Raw genomic sequence first — 19,379 nt, 5'->3', positions numbered from 1 at the left:
ATCCGTGACAACCGGACCTGGCAACCTGATTCACCCCCGGTCACCGCCGCGGCTTGACTTCTTCATTGAGAGTCCTTTCGGTGGCATGACCGCGGCTCTGTTGTTGCGGGCCGTCGAGAGCCATCCGGACCGCACCGGCGACCCGATCGCGCTCACGGTCAACTTCACGGCGCCCGTCGCCGACGGCGAGTTCGACATCGCGACGACCCTCGTGCGCACCAACCGCACCAACCAGCACTGGCAGGCGCAGCTCTGCCAAGGCGAGCCGGTCAGCACCACCGCCACCGCGGTGTTCGGGGTTCGCCGGGACACCTGGTCGGACACCGAGCTTGTGGCCCCGTCGGTTCCGGGCGCTGACGAAATCGAGCCGGGTGGCCTGCCGGACATGATTGCGTGGGCGCGCAACTACGATATGCGTTTCGTCGAGGGCGCGCCGCCATCTGACGATGCCGATCCTTCCGCGTCATCCACCACGACTCTGTGGGCGCGGGACCGGCAAGGGCGGGATCTGGACTTCGCGTCGCTCACCGCCCTCAGTGACATCTTTTTTCCGCGGGTGTTTCTCAGACGCGGTGCGATGTCGCCCGCGGGCACCATCTCGCTGACGACCTACTTCCACGTGGACTCCGCCGAATTGGCCACTGTAGGAGGCGATTTCGTCCTGTGTCGAGCGCGCGCCAACCGGTTCTCGCGCGGTTATTTCGACCAGTCGGCCGAAATTTGGAGCCGCGCCGGCGACCTGCTGGTCACCACGCACCAGCTGGTGTATTTCAAGGACTAGCGGTGCGGGCCCGCTGCCGCCCGGTAGCCGGCCATCTGCTGTAGTGCCGGCGACGCCGCCCTGGCCGCGTAGAGGGCGTAGGCCTCCTCGTTGAGTAGCTGCGTTACCCGCGGGTCCCCGAAACCGCGGTCGATCCGGTCGCGCACGAACGCCAGCTCGACCACCTGCTGCGCGAAGCGCTGCACGGACTCGCCCGCCTGCTTGCCACCGAACCGGGTGGCCTCGGCAACTGCCTGCTTGCGGGCCGGCAACGATCCCAGCCAGGTGGCCTCATTGGGAGTCACGATCGCCGCGGCCACCATTCCCGGCAGCTTCTCGGCGACCACACGCTGCTCCCTGCGCCGGCTTCGCACGGCAAGGACGATTGCCAACGCGAACACCGGCATCATCCAGAACACGTAGGTGCCGAAGTACGCGCCGGTGCCCAGGAAGGAGGAACCGTTCCACATCGCGTGCAGGATCACCGCGCCGAGGTAGCCGAGCAGGATGCATCCCGCCTTGGCGAGCGCACCGCGCTTCTGTAAGGCGAACCAGACGCCCAGGGCGAACATGGTGGTGAACAGCGAGTGCGCGAACGGGCCCATGATCAGCCGCAGCGCCGCGGTGAACAGCGATTCGGCCAGCGATTCGCCGTTGGCGATGTAGAGGATGTCTTCCAGCCAGGCAAAACCCGCCCCGACCAGACCCGCATAGACCAGGCAGTCGGTCAGCGAGTTCATCTCGTTCCGGCGTGCGCCGGTCATCATGAGCAGCAGGAACAGCCCTTTCGCGGCTTCCTCGGTGACCGGAGCTCCGATGATCAGGGTGAACGCGCTGACGCCGGTCTCGGCGGCGTCGACAGCGGGGTTGAGCCAGGCGTCGAGGATGATCTGCAGGATCGCCGAGACGATGACCGCCACCGACGTGCCCCAGATGAAGGCGAAGATCAACAGCCGCGGCGGTTCGGGCTCCCATCGGTCGAGCCACAGATAGGCCAGTACGACCGCCGACATCGTGATGCTCGACAACACGAAGCCGACGGCTGCCCCGACGGGGTTGGCCAAGGTCAGGAAGATGACGATCAGACCTGCGAGCGTTCCCAGCGCGATGAGAACGCCCAGCGGGGCTCCGACCTTGCGGATACGGCGTACGAACGGCGTACCGTACTGATGAAATTGATGCTGCCCCCCGGGAGCGCCTGCGTAAGACACGCCTGCAGGCTATCCGGTGGGGGAGGTGGGTTTGTCCTGCATGGACCCCGTCGAGTAGCCTTGACCTGTATCTGTGTGCGCCATTCGCGGGTGCAATCAAGAAAACTGCTTTTTCATCCACAAACACTGTCCCTACGATCAAACCTGTCCGGAGCAACCCACCACATGCCAAGTCCCTCCGTCACCTCCCCGCAAGTAGCCGTCAACGACATCGGCTCAGCGGAGGATTTTCTCGCCGCCATCGACAAGACCATCAAGTACTTCAACGATGGCGACATCGTCGAAGGGACCATCGTCAAGGTTGACCGTGACGAAGTCCTGCTCGACATCGGCTACAAGACTGAAGGCGTCATCCCTTCCCGTGAGCTGTCCATCAAGCACGACGTCGACCCCAATGAGGTTGTGTCCGTCGGCGACGAGGTCGAAGCTCTGGTCCTCACCAAGGAGGACAAGGAAGGCCGCCTGATCCTGTCCAAGAAGCGCGCTCAGTACGAGCGTGCCTGGGGCACCATCGAAGAGCTCAAGGAAAAGGACGAGGCCGTCAAGGGCACCGTCATCGAGGTCGTCAAGGGCGGCCTGATTCTCGACATCGGGTTGCGCGGCTTCTTGCCCGCCTCCCTCGTCGAGATGCGTCGAGTCCGCGATCTGCAGCCGTACATCGGCAAAGAGATCGAGGCCAAGATCATCGAGCTCGACAAGAACCGCAACAACGTGGTGCTCTCGCGCCGCGCATGGCTGGAGCAGACCCAGTCCGAGGTGCGCAGCGAGTTCCTCAACCAGCTCACCAAGGGCGCCATCCGCAAGGGTGTCGTGTCCTCGATCGTCAACTTCGGCGCCTTCGTCGATCTCGGCGGCGTCGACGGCCTGGTGCACGTCTCCGAGCTGTCCTGGAAGCACATCGATCACCCGTCCGAGGTCGTTCAGGTGGGCGACGAGGTCACCGTCGAGGTGCTCGACGTCGACATGGATCGCGAGCGGGTTTCGCTGTCGCTCAAGGCGACCCAGGAAGATCCGTGGCGCCACTTCGCCCGCACCCACGCGATCGGCCAGATCGTCCCGGGCAAGGTCACCAAGCTCGTCCCGTTCGGTGCGTTCGTGCGCGTCGAGGAGGGCATCGAGGGTCTGGTGCACATCTCCGAGCTGTCCGAGCGTCACGTCGAGGTCCCCGACCAGGTGGTCCAGGTCGGCGACGACGCGATGGTCAAGGTCATCGACATCGACCTGGAGCGTCGCCGGATCTCGCTGAGCCTCAAGCAGGCCAACGAGGACTACTCCGACGAGTTCGAGGCCTGGAAGTACGGCATGGCCGACAGCTACGACGACCAGGGCAACTACATCTTCCCCGAGGGCTTCGACGCCGACACCAACGAGTGGCTCGAAGGCTTCGAGAAGCAGCGTGACGAGTGGGAGGCGCGCTACGCCGAGGCCGAGCGCCGCCACAAGATGCACACTGCGCAGATGGAGAAGTTCGCCGCGGCTGAGGCGGCCGCGGTCGCCGAGTCCGCGACACGTCCGTCCAACGGTTCGTCGCGCTCCGATGAGTCGTCCGCCGGCGGCTCGCTCGCCAGCGACGCACAGTTGGCGGCACTTCGCGAGAAGCTCGCAGGCAACGCGTAATTCGCTTCGACGGAGGGAAGCCCCGGCTCTTGAGGGAGCCGGGGCTTCCCCCTTTCTGCGACCACTTCCGCCCTACTGACACACTGGTGCCGTGCTGCGCATTGGATTGACCGGAGGAATCGGAGCAGGCAAGTCGACGGTGTCCGCCACGTTCAGCGAGTTGGGCGCGATCGTGGTCGACGGCGACGTGATCGCCCGCGAAGTCGTCGAACCGGGTACCCCCGGCCTCACGAAGCTCGTGGAGGCGTTCGGGGACGGCATCCTGCACCCAGACGGGGCACTGAATCGGCCGGCACTGGCGGCGATCGCGTTCAGCGACGACGAGAAGCGCCAGACGTTGAACGGGATCGTGCATCCCCTTGTCGCACACCGCCGTTCGGAGCTCATCGATGCGGCGCACGAAGACGCCGTGATCGTCGAGGACATTCCGCTGCTGGTGGAATCGCAGATGGCATCGATGTTTCCGTTGGTCGTCATCGTCCATGCGGACCCCGAGCTGCGCGTCAAGCGGCTGATCGAGTACCGCGGCTTCACCGAGCAGGACGCGCGGGCGCGCATCGCCGCGCAGGCCACGGAGGAACAGCGCCGGGCGGTGGCCGATGTGTGGCTGGACAATTCCGGCAGCGCAGGTGCGCTCGTCGACGAGGCGCGGGCGTTGTGGCACGAGCGGATCCAGCCGTTCGCGCACAACATCACGACCGGCCAGCCCGCCCGCCCGGCGCCGGAGTTGGTCCCCTCCGACCCCGATTGGGTGGCAGAGGCGCAGCGGATATCGGCCCGACTGCGAACCGCCTGCGGACACCGGGCCGTGCGGATCGATCACATCGGGTCGACCGCGATCCCGGGCCTGGATGCCAAGGACGTCATCGACGTTCAGGTCACCGTCGCCTCCCTGGAGGCCGCCGACGAGCTTGCCGATCCGCTACTCACCGCGGGGTACGTGCGAACTCCGATCACCCAGGACACCGTCCACGCGGGCGATTCCGATCTCTGGCAGAAGCGGCTGTTCTGTTCGGCAGATCCCGGGCGGCCAACCAACGTCCATGTGCGCGTAGATGGTTGGCCAGGGCAGCAGTTCGCGCTGCTGTTCGTGGACTGGGTGACGGCCAACCCGGCGGTGCGCGACGACTATCTGGATCTCAAGCGGCGGGTCACCGCGCAGGGGCACATGACGATGAGCGACTACGCGCAGGCCAAGGAGCCGTGGTTCCTGGACGCCTACCGCAGAGCGCAGATGTGGGCGGACACGACAGGATGGCGCCCCGCCGATCAGGCCGGCGGAACTGGCTCGACCGGCTGATCGGGCGGCACCGCGGCGGACTGGCCTCCGACGGGCGCCTCACACGTCAGTGCTCCGTAATCGGGGTCGTCACGCTGCGGCAGGACCCGGGGCGCGATGAAGTCGTCGGCCTGAGCGGCCAGTGCATCGTCGATGAGGATCTCGCAGTGGAGATTCGCGGAGTAAGGCCACTCGATCGACACCCGCATGTTCGCGATCCCGGATTCAGGCAGCACCGTCATGACCTCGAAAACGCGGCCCGGCACCATCGTCGGGTTGGCGAACTGGATCTGATCACCCTCGGCCTTGTAGGTGATGGTCGCGCCACGTGAGACGCCGTCCACGCGGGCCCGATATGTGATGTTGTGAAGCAGCTCAGGAGTCTGTGCCTCGACCTCGGGCTGGGGTTCGGGCTGAGCAGCGGCCTGGGCGGGAAAAACCACCACACCGGCCAGGGAAAACGCAGCAGCGCAGATCGCCGCGCCGGCGGTACGTGTCCGTCTCCTCGCACTCACATGCAGAGTCTATGCGTCGCGCCACGTCAAGATCATCCCGATGGTCGCAAGCCAGCCGTTGAGGTCGTAGTCGTGCCTTGCCAGAGCGTCGACCGTCCGTACCGCGGTGTGGATCGCCCGTTGCGCCGAAGCGGGATCGAGCACGCCCGATGCGGCCGCTGCCAGCAGTTCGTCGATGTCGGTGACCTGCACATCCCTGCCTGTCCGCGTGACCAGGTCGAGGTAGTGGTCGACACCGTGCCAGCGGTCGCCGTCACGGGTGTATTCGCCGATGTCGAGGTAGTAGTCCTGCTCGCGCTCGTGGCCGGGGTTGAAGTGGAACACGGTAGCCCGTAGGCACAGCGACGGCAGCAGCCACGACTCGATGTAGTGGAACTGGGCCCGTCCGGGCGTCGGACGCGCCATGTAGAGGCCCCACGGGCGGACGGTGTACACGTCGACGGCGCGGACGATGCCTTTGGGATCGGTGTTGGTCGCGGCCGCGACGTCGAAGATCTCGTGCTTGGGAGGATGGATGCGCCCAGGATAGGACCTCGTGGTCTGTGCTGGAACAGAACATGTCGGCCCGGGGTTCTAACCTGGTGAACATGGCTTTCGCGACTGAATACCCCGTGCTTGCGCACTCGGAGCACCGCCCGGTGGACGAGTTGGTGCGCAGCGGTGCGCGCTTCGAGGTGGTCAGTGAATACGAACCCGCCGGCGACCAGCCCGCAGCGATCGACGAGCTGGAACGCCGCATCCGCGAGGGTGAGCGCGACGTCGTGCTGCTCGGCGCCACCGGAACCGGCAAGTCGGCGACCACGGCGTGGTTGATCGAGCGTCTGCAGCGGCCGACGCTGGTGATGGCTCCGAACAAGACGTTGGCCGCCCAGCTCGCGAACGAGTTGCGCGAGATGCTTCCGAACAATGCGGTGGAGTACTTCGTCTCGTACTACGACTACTACCAACCCGAGGCGTACATCGCGCAGACCGACACCTATATCGAGAAGGACAGCTCCATCAACGACGATGTCGAGCGGCTACGGCACTCGGCGACGTCGAACCTGCTGTCGCGCCGCGATGTCGTCGTCGTGGCGTCGGTGTCGTGTATCTACGGCCTTGGCACGCCGCAGTCGTACATGGACCGCTCCGTCGAACTCAAAGTCGGCGACGAGGTGCCTCGGGACGGGCTGCTGCGGCTGCTGGTCGACGTGCAGTACACCCGCAACGACATGGCGTTCACCCGCGGGACGTTCCGCGTTCGCGGTGACACGGTCGAGATCATCCCGGCCTACGAGGAGCTCGCCGTCCGGATCGAGTACTTCGGCGATGAGATCGAAGCGCTGTACTACCTGCATCCGCTGACCGGAGATGTGATCCGCAAGGTCGACTCGCTGCGTATCTTCCCCGCCACGCACTACGTGGCCGGGCCGGAGCGGATGGCGCAGGCGATCTCGACGATCGAGGCCGAACTCGAAGAGCGCCTCGCCGAGTTGGAGGGGCAGGGCAAGCTGCTGGAGGCGCAGCGGCTGCGGATGCGGACCAACTACGACATCGAGATGATGCGCCAGGTCGGTTTCTGCTCGGGCATCGAGAACTACTCGCGCCACATCGACGGTCGAGGTCCGGGTACCGCGCCGGCCACGCTGATCGACTACTTTCCGGAAGACTTCCTGCTCGTCATCGACGAGTCCCATGTGACGGTCCCGCAGATCGGCGGCATGTACGAGGGTGACATGTCGCGCAAGCGCAACCTTGTCGACTTCGGATTCCGGCTGCCTTCAGCCGTCGACAACCGACCGCTCACGTGGGAGGAATTCGCCGACCGCATCGGTCAGACGGTCTACCTTTCGGCAACGCCGGGCGCCTACGAAATGGCGCAGAGCGGAGGGGAGTTCGTCGAACAGGTGATTCGGCCGACCGGTCTGATCGACCCGCAGGTCATCGTCAAGCCGACCAAGGGACAGATCGACGACCTCATCGGCGAGATCCGCAAGCGCACCGAACGCGACGAGCGTGTGCTGGTGACGACGCTGACCAAGAAGATGGCCGAGGATCTCACGGACTATCTGCTCGAGATGGGCATCCGGGTGCGGTATCTGCACTCTGAGGTCGACACGCTGCGCCGTGTCGAGCTGCTGCGTCAATTGCGCCTGGGCGAGTACGACGTGCTCATCGGCATCAACTTGCTCCGTGAGGGACTCGACCTGCCCGAGGTGTCGTTGGTGGCGATCCTCGACGCCGACAAGGAAGGCTTCCTGCGTTCGCCCCGCAGCCTGATCCAGACGATCGGCCGCGCCGCGCGCAACGTCTCCGGCGAGGTGCACATGTACGCCGACACGATGACCGATTCGATGAAGCAGGCCATCGACGAGACCGAACGACGCCGGGCCAAGCAGATGGCCTACAACAAAGAGCACGGCATCGATCCGAAACCGTTGCGCAAGAAGATCGCCGACATCCTCGACCAGGTCTACCGCGAGGCCGACGACACCGAGTCGGTCGAAGTGGGCGGTTCGGGCCGCAACGCGTCCAGAGGCCGGCGCGCGCAGGGTGAGCCGGGCCGCGCCGTCAGCGCAGGGGTGTTCGAGGGCCGGGACACGTCGAACATGCCGCGGGCGGAACTGGCCGATCTGATCAAGGATCTGACCGCGCAGATGATGGCGGCGGCGCGCGATCTGCAGTTCGAGCTGGCGGCGCGGATCCGCGACGAGATCCAGGATCTCAAGAAGGAACTGCGCGGCATGGATGCCGCCGGGATCAAATGACTTGATCTCAACCACTGTTGAGGTTCTACGGTCGTCGACGTGACCGACACCGAGACCGCCGGCTCGACCGCTGCCGGCGCATGGCGCGCGCTGCTGGGTCCGAAGCACCTCGGCGCCTCGCTCGTGCTGGCCGGTGGTGTGGCGTTGTATGCGACCAATGAATTCCTGACCATCAGCCTGATGCCCAGTGCCGTGGCGGACATCGGCGGCCACCGGTTCTACGCGTGGGTGACCACGGTGTATCTGGTCGGATCGGTGATGGCAGCCACCACAGTGCACGCGGTGTTGATGCGCCTGGGCCCCAGGTGGGCATACTTGTTGGGGCTCAGCGTGTTCGGGCTCGGCAGCCTGGGATGTGCGGTCGCGCCGAGCATGGAGGTCCTGTTGGCTGGGCGCACCGTCCAGGGCGCCGCAGGCGGACTGCTGGCCGGTCTCGGTTACGCGGTCATCAACACCGCGCTGCCCCGCGCGTTGTGGACGAAGGCGTCTGCACTGGTGTCGGCGATGTGGGGAGTCGGCACCCTTGTCGGCCCCGCCGCGGGCGGCTTGTTCGCCCAATACGGTTCGTGGCGTTGGGCTTTCGGGGTCCTGGTGGCGATGACGGCAGCAATGTCGATGTTGGTGCCCGTCGCCCTGCCCGCGCGCGGCGGCGCCGGAGCGCCCGCCGGCAGGATCCGAATTCCGGTGTGGTCGTTGGTGCTCCTCGGAGTGGCCGCCCTGTCGGTCAGTGTGGCCGGCATTCCGCACGACGGGTGGGCTACCGCCGGACTGGTGGCGGTCGGTGTCGCGCTGGTGGGTGTCTTCCTCGCGATCGACAAGCGGGCAAGCGCAGCTGTGCTGCCGCCCAGTGCCTTTCGACCGGGACCGCTGAAGTGGATCTACCTCACGCTGGGTGCGTTGATGGCCGCAACGATGGTCGACATGTATGTCCCGCTGTTCGGCCAGCGGCTGGGTCATCTCACGCCGGTCGCGGCGGGCTTCCTCGGCGCCGGCCTCGCGATCGGGTGGACAGCGGGGGAGGTCAGCAGCGCATCGTTGAGCCGAGAACGCATGATCGTGCGGATCGTCGCGATCGCCCCCTTGGTGATGGCGACGGGGCTGACGATCGGAGCACTCTCGCTGCGCGCGGACGCTTCGCCGACATGGGTCGTGGTGTGGGCCGTCGGCCTCACGATCAGCGGCGCAGGCGTCGGTATCGCATGGCCGCACCTGTCAGCGTGGGCGATGGGCAAGGTGGACGACCCCGCCGAAGGCCCCGCCGCGGCGGCCGCGATCAACACAGTGCAGGTAATCTGCGGGGCATTCGGCGCGGCCCTGGCCGGCGTCATCGTCAACGTGACCGACACGGGCGACGCCACGGCCGCCCGCTGGCTGTTCGCTTGTTTTGCACTCCTTGCGGCGCTCGCCGCCGTGGCGTCCACTCGAAGCGGACGCCCGGCCGTCGCAGGATCACGGTGATCCGAATCCTGGGCACCGGCCGGCCGGGGTGGCAGCCTGCAACACAGTGCGGGTGTGGCTGAGTGGCTAGGCACCGGCCTGCAAAGCCGTTTACACGGGTTCGAATCCCGTCACTCGCTCGCAGGGGAGCCGCCCCACCCAGGTTGGGTGGGGCGGCTCAGACCTGCTTGCGTCTGAACGCTGACCTGCTTTACAAGCGAACAAACACTCCCGTGTCCTCGTTGAAGACACCCCAGGCCTCAAGGTCGGGATTCCAGACCACCGAGAGACCTTCAGCCCAGTCCGGCAGCTCCGGTTGCAGTGGTGCGCCCTCGGGCGGCAGAACCGGGGTGATGACCCACGACGGCGTCTCCGGCAGCACGATCGTGTCCTGCGGCGTCGGGCCACCGTGTCCCGGAGGGGGAAGGTAACCAAGGCCCGGGGGCAGCGGGTTGCCGGGTGCGCCAGCATTGACGCCGGGGCCGGTCACGACGTCGGGACGCGGCCCGTTGCCGTTGCCCTGCCCGTTGCCATTGCCCTGCCCGTTGCCCTGGCCGTTGCCCGGGCCATTGCCGTTGCCCTGCCCGTTGGAATTGCCCGGGTTCGACGGCGGCTCTGCCTGCGCGAGGCCGGCCGCTACGCCAAGACCGCCCAGGCCCAGCAGACCTGCGGTTGCCACACTGGCCGTCAGCTTCTTCATATCCATCGACATGTCCTCCTCAATCTTGTTCCCAGCTACTGCCCTGCGAGCGGTAGTCAGGTGGATCTCCGTACTACGACCGTTGCCGCACAATACTGCGGTATGGCCGCGACCCCCGTCCGAGCAACATTGTCGCCATTGATCGTTGAAGCTAAACCCAAGTAAGACAAGCTAAACGGAGGATCTTGCAAAACTGCAGCACAGCGTGCCTTTGCCGAAGATGCCAAGTTTCGAAGTTGCTGTGAACGTTAGGAAGGCTGTAACAAACGAGCGACAGCAACCGATAGGCCGCCCGCAACCCGGTGACACGCTTTACCATCCGAAAGGTAAAGTGCTCGCATGTCTGCCACCATCCACCGCCGGCGCCCGTCCTCCGCCGTGCTGATCCTCGATACCGCCCGGGGCCTGCTCGACGAAGGCGCGACCGTGTCCCTGGACTCCGTTGCGCAGGCCGCAGGCCTCACCAAACCGGGCCTGATGTACCACTTTCCGACGAAGTCGGCGCTCATGGACGCTCTCGTCGACCACGTCGTCGACTCCCAGGAGCGCGAACTGTCGACATACCTTGGCGTTCCCGTCGAGCAGGCATCGCCCCGGCAACGTCTCGGTGCCTATGTGCGCTGGGCCCTGCAGAGTCAGCACCGCCGGTCCGACCTCGTCATGCTCAGCGATCCCCGGTTGGCCGACCGGATGCTGGCACGCTGGACGCAGCGATTTCACCGGTGGGTCGAGGTGCCGGCAGACGCACCCGAAGCAGACAGAGCACGACTCCATGCGGCGCGCCTGATCGCCGACGGCGCATGGCTCGCCGATTCGTCGCGGACCTTTCCGTTGCGTAATGACGAACGGCCGCAGGTGCTTTCGGTAGCACTGGAGTTGCTGGGGGACAGCGCGCGATGACCTGGGTCCTGCTCCTGCTCGCCATCACCAGTGAAGTCGCGGCCACGCTCTCGCTGAAAGGCTCGGCGAGTGTGCCCGCGCTCTACGTCGTCGTGGTCCTCGGGTATCTGGCTTCATTTGTCTTTCTCGCGCTCGTGCTTCGGCGGGGCATGGGACTTGGTGTGGCGTACGGGATTTGGGGAGCCACGGGGGTGGCTTTGACCGCGATCCTCTCAGCGGCGATCTTCGGCGAGGCGTTGACCGCGTTGATGATCGTCGGGCTGGTCTGCATCATCGGCGGAGTGGTGCTCGTCGAGACCGGATCCCACGTGGCCGACGAATGATCCAGTACCTGCTCTTGGCCGCGGCGATCGCTTGCGAGGTGACGGGGACGCTCGCGTTGCGCGTTGCCGCGCGGGGTCGTGCGCCGTTCTATGTCGTGGTCATCGTCGGCTACGTGCTGGCATTCACGCTGCTGTGGGCGTCGCTGAGGCACGGCATGCCGCTCGGGATCGCCTACGGCATCTGGGCGGCGGCCGGCGTGGCGCTTACCGCCGTGCTGTCCCGGTTGCTGTTCGACGAGCCGCTGACCCGAAAGATGATCGGCGGGATCGGCCTCATCGTCATCGGAGTGCTCCTCGTCGAACTCGGCGCCGTCCACTGACCGGGCGCGCATGATTATCCACACGGTCACAGCTGCACACCTTCTGATGCAACACAGATCGGCATCTGTTGAATCACCATTGCGTCGCGGCGCGGTTCAACTTTGCTGTAACTGTGTCAGCGTTGTCGGGTGTTCGCACGCCAGGTGGCCCGTTTTCTCGCGATTGCAGTGGTGACAGCGTCGGCGCTGTCGTACTCCACTGCGACTGCATCCGTTGCTGCCGCTGCAGAATGTCCGGACGTCGAGGTGATCTTCGCGCGTGGAACCTCCGATCCGCAGGGAATCGGATTCGTGGGCAGACAGTTCGTCACCGCACTCAAGAAGAATCTGCCGAAGAAGACGGTCAACGTCTATGCCGTCAACTACCCGGCCAACTGGAACTTTTCGAAGTCCACGAGCGCAGGAGCCCTCGACGCCAACAAACAGGTGCAGTACATCGCCGGAATGTGCCCCAGGACGAAGATCGTCCTCGGCGGGATGTCGCAGGGCGCGGGTGTGATCGATCTGATCACCATCGGCAAGCGAACGATCTGGTTCTTCACGCCGGCACCCCTGCCCGACACGATGGTCAACCATGTCGCGGCGATCGCCGTGTTCGGCAACCCATCCCGGGACATCTCGACGCTGGGCCCGTTGACGAAGATCAGCCCGCTGTACGGGAGCAAGGCGATCGATCTGTGCGCGGACGGTGACCCCTACTGCTCGAAAGGGAACAACTTCTTCGCCCATTTCGCCTACCCGTGGAACGGCATGGTCACCGAAGCCGCCACCTTTGCCGCTGGGAAGGTGCTCGGATCCATCAGCTGAGCGCCGGCATGAAATGACGTTGCAGGCATGAGTTTTCCCGCCGATGCGCCGACGCGATCCAGTCGCGCACTCGTCTGTTCAAACCCCTCGAAAGACCGCTGCGCTCAACGGTGTTGTGGCTGAACGGCCTTTGGCCGTGCGACCGTTGCCGCCGCGGCAGTGATTCGTGCTCTCATTCCTCTTGGCAGAGTGCGTGTTTGCGGGCATGTACCCGTCGTCACGTCGAGAGGGCAAGGGTGATCCTGGCTTCGCATGAAGCGTCGGATCCTGGGTAAATGCGACGCGTGTGTGGTGAATCGCACCCATCTTCGCCGCTGAGCGGGTTACTGTCTCGGTTGGCGTTGCAACCGACACGGGAGGATATTGATGACCGGCTATCAAACGGTGGTGGTTGGTACGGACGGATCTGATTCGTCGCTGCGAGCCGTGGACCGCGCCGGTCAGATCGCCGCGGGCGCGCACGCGAGGCTCATCGTGACGACGGCGTACTTCCCGCAGAGCGAGGATGCGCGGGCCGCCGACGTGCTCAAGGACGAGGGCTACAAGATGTCTGGCAATGCGCCGATCTACGCGATCCTGCGCGAGGCCAAGGAGCGCGCGAGGGCCGCCGGTGCTGAGAACGTGGAAGAGAAGGCCGTCGTGGGCGCACCCGTCGACGCCCTTGTCGAATTGGCCGAAGAGGTGAACGCGGACCTGCTCGTCGTCGGCAACGTCGGTCTGAGCACGATCGCGGGTCGTCTGCTCGGCTCGGTGCCCGCGAATGTGGCGCGACGGTCGAAGACCGACGTGCTCATCGTGCACACCTCCTGAGAGACTTGACCACAAAGAACCCTGGGCCGGCACAGCCGACCCAGGGTTCTCGTGTCGTCAGGAGTTGGACGCCTTGGCGATCATGGTGATCGCGGCGTCCAATGCGGCGTCGAACTCCTGGTCGCTCTGCTGAGCCGTGAGGCCCTCGGTCAGCGCGCGAGAGAAGCTGGCGATGACGCCTTGGTTGGCGGCGAGCTTCTCGCAGGCATCCTCACGGTTGTAGCCGCCCGAGAGGGCGACCACCCGCAGCACCTTCGGATGCTCGACGAGCTCGCGGTAATGGTTGTCGGCGTCGGGCAGCGTCAGCTTCAGCATCACGTCCTGACCGTCGCCGAGCTTGTCCAGTTCGGACAGGATCGCGGCCTTGAGCTGATCCTCGGCCTTCGCCTTCTCGGGGCTGTGGATGTCGACCTCGGGCTCGATGATCGGAATGAGGCCGGCGGCAAGGATCTGCTTACCGACCTCGAACTGCTGGGCGACGACCTCGTCGAGGCCCGCGCCGGGCAGCTTGATGACCGAACGCATCTTCGTACCGAAGACGCCCTTGTCACGAGCGCGGGCGAGAAGGTCGTCGAGGCCGGGGATCGGCTTCATGACCTGAGCGCCGTCCTTCTCCTCGGCGAGACCCTTGTCCACCTTGAGGAACGGGACGATCTGCTTGACGTTCCACAAATAGTCGGCGGTGTCGCGCCCCTCGATCTGACGGTCCATCGTGTCCTCGAAGAGGATCGCCCCGAGGACGCGGTCGCCGTCGAAGCTGGGGCTGGTGATGATGCGGGTGCGCATCTCGTGCACCAGGTTGAACATCTCCTCGTCGCCCGAGTAGGCGTCCTCGGCGATGCCGTACAGCTTCAACGCCTTGGGTGTGCTGCCACCGCTTTGGTCCAGCGCCGCAATGAAGCCGGCGCCGCGCTGCGCCTTGTTGAACTGATCGCTGCTCATGATCCCTTTCTGACTTTTCTCAATTGACCGCAGGTCACCAACCTCGCTCACGCCATTCGCCCAGGTGAGGGCGCTCGGTCCCGAGCGTCGTATCGTCGCCGTGCCCTGGATAGACGACGGTCGAATCGGTGAAGACGTCGAACACCCGGCTGTTCACGTCGCCGAGTAGCTGTTCGAAATCGCCTTCCTTCCAGGTCTTGCCGACGCCGCCGGGGAAGAGGCAGTCGCCGGTGAACAGATGCACCCTGTCATCGGTGGGCGCGCCACCGAGCGCGAGCGCGACCGAGCCGGGTGTGTGCCCGCGCAGGTGGATGACGTCGAAGGTGAGCTCGCCGATGGTGAGGACATCGCCGTGAGCCAGCAGCTGGTCGGGTGCCACCGGCAGCGGTTCGGAGTCCAGACTATGTGCGGCGGTGGGTGAACCGGTGGACGCCACCACCTCCTCAAGTGCCATCCAGTGGTCCTGGTGCTGGTGGCTGGTGACGATCAACGACAGCTTCGGCGCGTACTTCTCGATGAGCTCGAGCAGGATGGCCGGTTCATTGGCCGCGTCGATGAGTAGCGTCTCGCCGGTCTGGGAACACGTGACGAGGTAGGCGTTGTTGTCCATCGGGCCCACGGAAACCTTGACGATCGACGCGCCGGGAAGGATGCGTCGGGCTGCGGTGTGGTTTTCGACGTGACCCGTGTAGTTGTCGTCGACGGCGGTCATGGTGACTCACGTTACTTCCCTGCTGGAGCGGGCCGTCGGGGCCATCAGCTATCTCGGGAGGGGACTTGTCGGTGGGCGGACCTAGCATGGGTCTGTACTGCGCCCGGAGGACGGAATGCGGGCGTGTGTGACTGGAGAAATCAGAAGGGGCATCGGTGGCTGACCGCCTAGTTGTCAAGGGTGCCCGGGAGCACAATCTTCGTGGCGTCGACCTGGATCTGCCGCGCGACGCGATGATCGTGTTCACCGGGCTGTCGGGCTCCGGCAAGTCGTCGCTGGCATTCGACACGATTTTCGCCGAGGGCCAGCGCCGCTACGTCGAGTCCTTGTCGGCGTACGCGCGGCAGTTCCTCGGACAGATGGACAAGCCGGACGTCGACTTCATCGAAGGACTGTCGCCGGCGGTGTCGATCGACCAGAAGTCGACCAACCGCAACCCGCGGTCGACGGTAGGCACGATCACCGAGGTCTACGACTACCTGCGTCTGCTGTATGCGCGGGCGGGAACGCCGCACTGCCCGGTCTGCGGTGAGCGGATCGCCAAGCAGACGCCGCAGCAGATCGTCGACCAGGTTCTCGCGATGGACGAAGGTCTGCGCTTCCAGGTGCTTGCCCCGGTGGTGCGCACTCGCAAAGGCGAGTTCGTGGACCTGTTCGACAAGCTCAACACTCAGGGCTACAGCAGGGTGCGCGTCGACGGCGTGGTGTATCCGCTGACCGACCCGCCGAAGCTGAAGAAGCAGGAGAAGCACGACATCGAGGTCGTCGTCGACCGCCTCACGGTCAAAGCGTCCTCCAAGCAGCGTCTGACCGATTCGGTGGAGACGGCGCTGAATCTCGCCGACGGCATCGTCGTCCTCGAGTTCGTGGACCGGGAGGACGATCACCCGCACCGCGAGCAGCGGTTCTCCGAGAAGCTCGCCTGCCCGAACGGGCACCCTCTGGCTGTCGACGATCTCGAACCCCGGTCGTTTTCGTTCAACTCTCCGTATGGCGCCTGCCCGGAATGTGTCGGCCTCGGCATCAAGAAGGAGGTCGACCCCGACCTCGTGGTTCCGGATCCCGAGTTGACGCTGGCGGAAGGAGCCGTTGCCCCGTGGTCGATGGGTCACACGGCCGAGTACTTCACCCGGATGCTGTCGGGACTCGGCGATCAACTCGGGTTCGACGTCAACACCCCGTGGAAGAAGCTCCCGGCCAAGGCGCGCAAGGCCATTCTGGAGGGCTGCGACGAGCAGGTGCACGTGCGGTACAAGAACCGCTACGGACGTACCCGGTCCTATTACGCCGACTTCGAAGGCGTGATGGCGTTCCTCCAGCGCCGCATGGAGCAGACGGATTCCGAGCAGATGAAGGAGCGGCTCGAGGGCTTCATGCGGGACGTGCCATGTCCTGAATGCCAGGGGACGCGCCTCAAACCCGAGATCCTCGCCGTGACGATGACCGCCGGGGACTTCGGCGCGAAGTCCATCGCGCAGGTGTCGGAGCTCTCGATCGCCGACTGCGCGGCGTTCCTCAACGCGCTGACATTGGGCACCAGGGAGGCGGCGATCGCCGGCCAGGTGCTCAAGGAGATCCAGTCGCGCCTGGGCTTCCTGCTCGACGTCGGCCTCGACTACCTTTCGCTGTCCCGCGCGGCCGGCACGCTGTCCGGCGGTGAGGCACAACGTATTCGGTTGGCCACGCAGATCGGCTCAGGTCTCGTCGGTGTGCTCTACGTGCTCGACGAGCCGTCGATCGGGCTGCACCAGCGTGACAACCGCCGCCTGATCGACACCCTGGTCCGGCTGCGCGACCTGGGCAACACGCTGATCGTTGTCGAACACGACCTCGACACGATCGCTCATGCCGACTGGGTGGTCGACATCGGCCCCGCCGCCGGCGAGCACGGCGGCCAGATCGTCCACAGCGGCACCTACCAGGATCTGCTGAAGAATCCCGAATCGATCACCGGCGCCTATCTGTCCGGCAAGGAGGAGATCGAAGTACCGACGATGCGGCGCGTCGTCGACAAGAAGCGCCAGCTCACCGTCGTGGGCGCCCGGGAACACAATCTCCGGGAGATCGACGTCGCCTTCCCGCTGGGGGTGCTGACGTCGGTGACGGGTGTGTCCGGTTCGGGCAAGTCCACGCTGGTCAACGACATCCTGGCGTCGGTGCTTGCGAACAAACTCAACGGCGCGCGCCTGGTGCCCGGCCGGCACACTCGCATCAACGGTCTCGACCATCTCGACAAGCTCGTGCGCGTCGACCAGTCACCGATCGGGCGCACCCCGCGGTCCAACCCGGCCACCTACACCGGTGTCTTCGACAAGATCCGGACGTTGTTCGCGGCGACCACGGAGGCCAAGGTCCGCGGCTATCAGCCCGGCCGATTCTCGTTCAACGTCAAGGGCGGACGCTGTGAGGCCTGCTCCGGCGACGGCACCATCAAGATCGAGATGAACTTCCTGCCGGACGTGTACGTGCCGTGCGAAGTGTGCCAGGGTGCGCGCTACAACCGCGAAACGCTGGAAGTGCACTACAAGGGCAAGACCATCGCCGAGGTGCTGGACATGTCGATCGAGGAGGCGGCCGAATTCTTCGCCCCGATCACCTCGATCCACCGCTACCTGAAGACCCTTGTCGACGTCGGCTTGGGCTACGTCCGGTTGGGTCAGCCGGCGCCGACGTTGTCCGGTGGTGAAGCGCAGCGCGTGAAGCTGGCATCGGAACTGCAGAAGCGCTCGACCGGCCGGACGATCTACATCCTCGACGAGCCGACCACCGGTCTGCATTTCGAGGACATCCGCAAGCTGCTCGCTGTCATCAACGGCCTTGTGGACAAAGGCAATACGGTCATCGTCATCGAGCACAACCTCGACGTCATCAAGACATCGGACTGGATCGTCGACATGGGGCCCGAGGGAGGTTCCGGTGGCGGCACCGTGGTGGCGACCGGTTCGCCCGAGGATGTCGCAGCCAACCCGGACAGCTACACGGGGCACTTCCTCGCCGAGACCCTCGGTGTGTCGCGGCCCAAACCGAAGCCGCGCAGCAGGCGCGCGAAAGTCAGCGCCTAGCCGGCAGAGCCCTTGCTGAGCGGCGAGGGAAACCTGGGGTTGATCCGCACGCCGTCGAGCCACGACGTCAGCTCATCGGCCTTCGCCTGCAGGGCTTTCGACGCCTGGCGGCCCACGTCTTCGAGCAGCAGCAGTTCGACGCGGGCGTCGCTGTTCTGACGCCACGCCCCGACCACTCTGCCGTCCACCCAGACCGTCGGTCCGGCATTGCCGTTGCGGTCGAACACCTGGCTGCGGTGCTCGCCGACGTACCAGTCGCGGTCGACCCACCCCATCGTCGTCACATCCAGCCCCGGAAGCAGAGCGCACCACGGCTCGACTGCCTGCTCCGGTTCCTCGTCGCCTGGAAGCACGAAGCCGGGCGTGCCGTGCACGTCGACCGCAATCGCGTCGAGATCCGCAAGAGCCTGGCGTGCCCACCCGAGGGTGTTGCCGAACCACCACTTGATGTCGGTGACCGTGGCCGGGCCGAACGCAGACAGCCACCGTCGGACCATGTCGGCGCGCGCCTGCTCCGGCGTGATCGGGCCGGCGGGAGCCAGCCAGTGCGAAGTCGCGACCCAGCGGGGCCGGGATGTGGTCCATCCGCCGTCGTTGGGGCCACGCACGATGTGGCCACGCGCCGACAACACCGTCAGGACGCGCGGCGCGAGGTGCCCGTCACCGCCGTACGCCTTGCCGGGCGCCGGGTCGTAGGTGCCCGTCAATTCCGGCAACGCTTCACGCAATTGCCGCGCCGTGCAGGGGCCTTCCCCGCCCAGATGGTTCAGCACCGCAGCGCACGCGATCTCCAGCCAGGCGGCGCCGTCGGGGGCCACGCCGGCCTTCTGGGCGTCGGCCGCCAGCCTGCGCGCCTCGTTGGCGGCCACCCGGTCGCTGGCCGCCGCCTGGATCGACGGCAGATCCTCGGCACGCACCACCCACAGCGTGCGCCGCATCGCCAGATGCTTGACGACCGAATGCTCTTCGTAAAGCGCGGTATTGAGATCCGCGGTCGTGAAATCGGGCACCCGCGCCCACAGCGATAGATGGGGCGTACTCGGATCGGTGGCGTGGAGCCCCACCAGCCGGGCGGTCAACGCGCTGACCGAATCGGCATCGTCGGGGCTGCTGAGCAGCCGGTGGCGCCGGGCCAGTCGTGCGCGCCGCTCGTCGACGGTGAAGGACCTCATCGAGACCGAACGGTACCTGCGCCAACCGAAGAAATTGGGATCGGTAGCGGATGCCGCTCGATTCA

General features: G+C 65.6%; 18 protein-coding genes and 1 tRNA gene. 12 read left to right on the top strand and 7 right to left on the bottom strand.

All coding sequences use genetic code 11. The features are described from left to right. Positions 1–25 precede the first annotated feature (25 nt). A complete protein-coding gene (locus ACAG24_RS27100) occupies positions 26–781 on the top strand; it encodes a thioesterase family protein (protein ID WP_370475678.1) in 756 nt (251 codons plus the stop codon). On the opposite strand, the gene ACAG24_RS27095 is transcribed toward ACAG24_RS27100, so the two are convergent. Then, complete coding sequence (locus tag ACAG24_RS27095) at positions 778–1,971, bottom strand: PrsW family intramembrane metalloprotease (protein WP_370475606.1); 1,194 nt, start codon at positions 1,969–1,971, stop codon at positions 778–780. The genes ACAG24_RS27100 and ACAG24_RS27095 overlap by 4 nt on opposite strands. Positions 1,972–2,136: 165 nt before the next feature. Here ACAG24_RS27095 and rpsA point away from each other — a divergent pair, with 165 nt between their 5' ends. Both rpsA and coaE read left to right on the top strand, forming a co-directional pair. Continuing rightward, entirely contained in the window at positions 2,137–3,588 is a 1,452-nt protein-coding gene (gene rpsA, locus ACAG24_RS27090; protein ID WP_370475607.1) for a 30S ribosomal protein S1, read from the top strand. Between the two features lie 91 nt (positions 3,589–3,679). Continuing rightward, entirely contained in the window at positions 3,680–4,888 is a 1,209-nt protein-coding gene (gene coaE / locus ACAG24_RS27085; protein ID WP_370475608.1) for a dephospho-CoA kinase, read from the top strand. Here coaE and ACAG24_RS27080 read toward each other — a convergent pair. Both ACAG24_RS27080 and ACAG24_RS27075 read right to left on the bottom strand, forming a co-directional pair. Further along, positions 4,858–5,382 carry a hypothetical protein gene (locus ACAG24_RS27080; protein ID WP_370475609.1) on the bottom strand — a complete coding sequence of 175 codons (525 nt, stop codon included), beginning with the start codon at positions 5,380–5,382 and terminating at the stop codon, positions 4,858–4,860. The genes coaE and ACAG24_RS27080 overlap by 31 nt on opposite strands. A gap of 9 nt (positions 5,383–5,391) precedes the next feature. Next, positions 5,392–5,898, bottom strand: a complete 507-nt coding sequence (locus ACAG24_RS27075) for a ribonuclease FAU-1 family protein (protein ID WP_370475679.1) — start codon at positions 5,896–5,898, stop codon at positions 5,392–5,394. Between the two features lie 71 nt (positions 5,899–5,969). On the opposite strand from ACAG24_RS27075, the gene uvrB reads away from it, so the two are divergent. The 3 genes from uvrB to ACAG24_RS27060 all read left to right on the top strand — a co-directional run bounded on the left by uvrB (position 5,970) and on the right by ACAG24_RS27060 (position 9,706). Continuing rightward, complete coding sequence (uvrB, locus tag ACAG24_RS27070) at positions 5,970–8,129, top strand: excinuclease ABC subunit UvrB (protein WP_370475610.1); 2,160 nt, start codon at positions 5,970–5,972, stop codon at positions 8,127–8,129. Between the two features lie 39 nt (positions 8,130–8,168). Next, positions 8,169–9,587, top strand: coding sequence for an MFS transporter (locus ACAG24_RS27065; RefSeq protein ID WP_370475611.1), 1,419 nt, complete (start codon positions 8,169–8,171; stop codon positions 9,585–9,587). 48 nt (positions 9,588–9,635) lie between these two features. Then, a tRNA-Cys gene (locus ACAG24_RS27060) sits at positions 9,636–9,706 on the top strand. 71 nt (positions 9,707–9,777) lie between these two features. Here ACAG24_RS27060 and ACAG24_RS27055 read toward each other — a convergent pair. Beyond that, complete coding sequence (locus ACAG24_RS27055) at positions 9,778–10,272, bottom strand: hypothetical protein (protein WP_370475612.1); 495 nt, start codon at positions 10,270–10,272, stop codon at positions 9,778–9,780. A 333-nt stretch (positions 10,273–10,605) separates the two neighbouring features. On the opposite strand from ACAG24_RS27055, the gene ACAG24_RS27050 reads away from it, so the two are divergent. The 5 genes from ACAG24_RS27050 to ACAG24_RS27030 all read left to right on the top strand — a co-directional run bounded on the left by ACAG24_RS27050 (position 10,606) and on the right by ACAG24_RS27030 (position 13,426). Next, positions 10,606–11,166, top strand: a complete 561-nt coding sequence (locus ACAG24_RS27050) for a TetR/AcrR family transcriptional regulator (RefSeq protein WP_370475613.1) — start codon at positions 10,606–10,608, stop codon at positions 11,164–11,166. Further along, entirely contained in the window at positions 11,163–11,489 is a 327-nt protein-coding gene (locus ACAG24_RS27045; RefSeq protein ID WP_370475614.1) for a DMT family transporter, read from the top strand. Before ACAG24_RS27050 ends, ACAG24_RS27045 begins: the two co-directional genes overlap by 4 nt. Beyond that, on the top strand, positions 11,486–11,809 hold the full coding sequence (locus tag ACAG24_RS27040; RefSeq protein ID WP_370475615.1) for a DMT family transporter: 324 nt from the start codon (positions 11,486–11,488) through the stop codon (positions 11,807–11,809). The genes ACAG24_RS27045 and ACAG24_RS27040 overlap by 4 nt, the downstream gene beginning before the upstream one ends. 129 nt (positions 11,810–11,938) lie before the next feature. Then, positions 11,939–12,616 carry a cutinase family protein gene (locus ACAG24_RS27035; RefSeq protein ID WP_370475616.1) on the top strand — a complete coding sequence of 226 codons (678 nt, stop codon included), beginning with the start codon at positions 11,939–11,941 and terminating at the stop codon, positions 12,614–12,616. 366 nt (positions 12,617–12,982) lie between these two features. Next, positions 12,983–13,426, top strand: a complete 444-nt coding sequence (locus tag ACAG24_RS27030; RefSeq protein ID WP_370475617.1) for a universal stress protein — start codon at positions 12,983–12,985, stop codon at positions 13,424–13,426. Positions 13,427–13,483: 57 nt separating this feature from the next. On the opposite strand, the gene ACAG24_RS27025 is transcribed toward ACAG24_RS27030, so the two are convergent. Both ACAG24_RS27025 and ACAG24_RS27020 read right to left on the bottom strand, forming a co-directional pair. Continuing rightward, on the bottom strand, positions 13,484–14,368 hold the full coding sequence (locus tag ACAG24_RS27025) for a fructose bisphosphate aldolase (protein ID WP_370475618.1): 885 nt from the start codon (positions 14,366–14,368) through the stop codon (positions 13,484–13,486). Positions 14,369–14,402: 34 nt separating this feature from the next. Continuing rightward, positions 14,403–15,080, bottom strand: coding sequence for an MBL fold metallo-hydrolase (locus tag ACAG24_RS27020; RefSeq protein ID WP_370475619.1), 678 nt, complete (start codon positions 15,078–15,080; stop codon positions 14,403–14,405). Between the two features lie 155 nt (positions 15,081–15,235). On the opposite strand from ACAG24_RS27020, the gene uvrA reads away from it, so the two are divergent. Continuing rightward, positions 15,236–18,142: an excinuclease ABC subunit UvrA gene (uvrA, locus tag ACAG24_RS27015; protein ID WP_370475620.1), complete on the top strand. Its 2,907-nt coding sequence runs from the start codon at positions 15,236–15,238 to the stop codon at positions 18,140–18,142. On the opposite strand, the gene ACAG24_RS27010 is transcribed toward uvrA, so the two are convergent. Next, a complete protein-coding gene (locus tag ACAG24_RS27010; protein WP_370475621.1) occupies positions 18,139–19,314 on the bottom strand; it encodes a winged helix DNA-binding domain-containing protein in 1,176 nt (391 codons plus the stop codon). The two genes, uvrA and ACAG24_RS27010, sit on opposite strands and share 4 nt — an antisense overlap. Between the last annotated feature and the right edge of the window lie 65 nt (positions 19,315–19,379).

Source organism: Mycobacterium bulgaricum, from assembly GCF_041287165.2.
Classification (GTDB): domain Bacteria; phylum Actinomycetota; class Actinomycetes; order Mycobacteriales; family Mycobacteriaceae; genus Mycobacterium; species Mycobacterium bulgaricum.
This window is presented reverse-complemented; position numbering and strand designations above follow the sequence as displayed.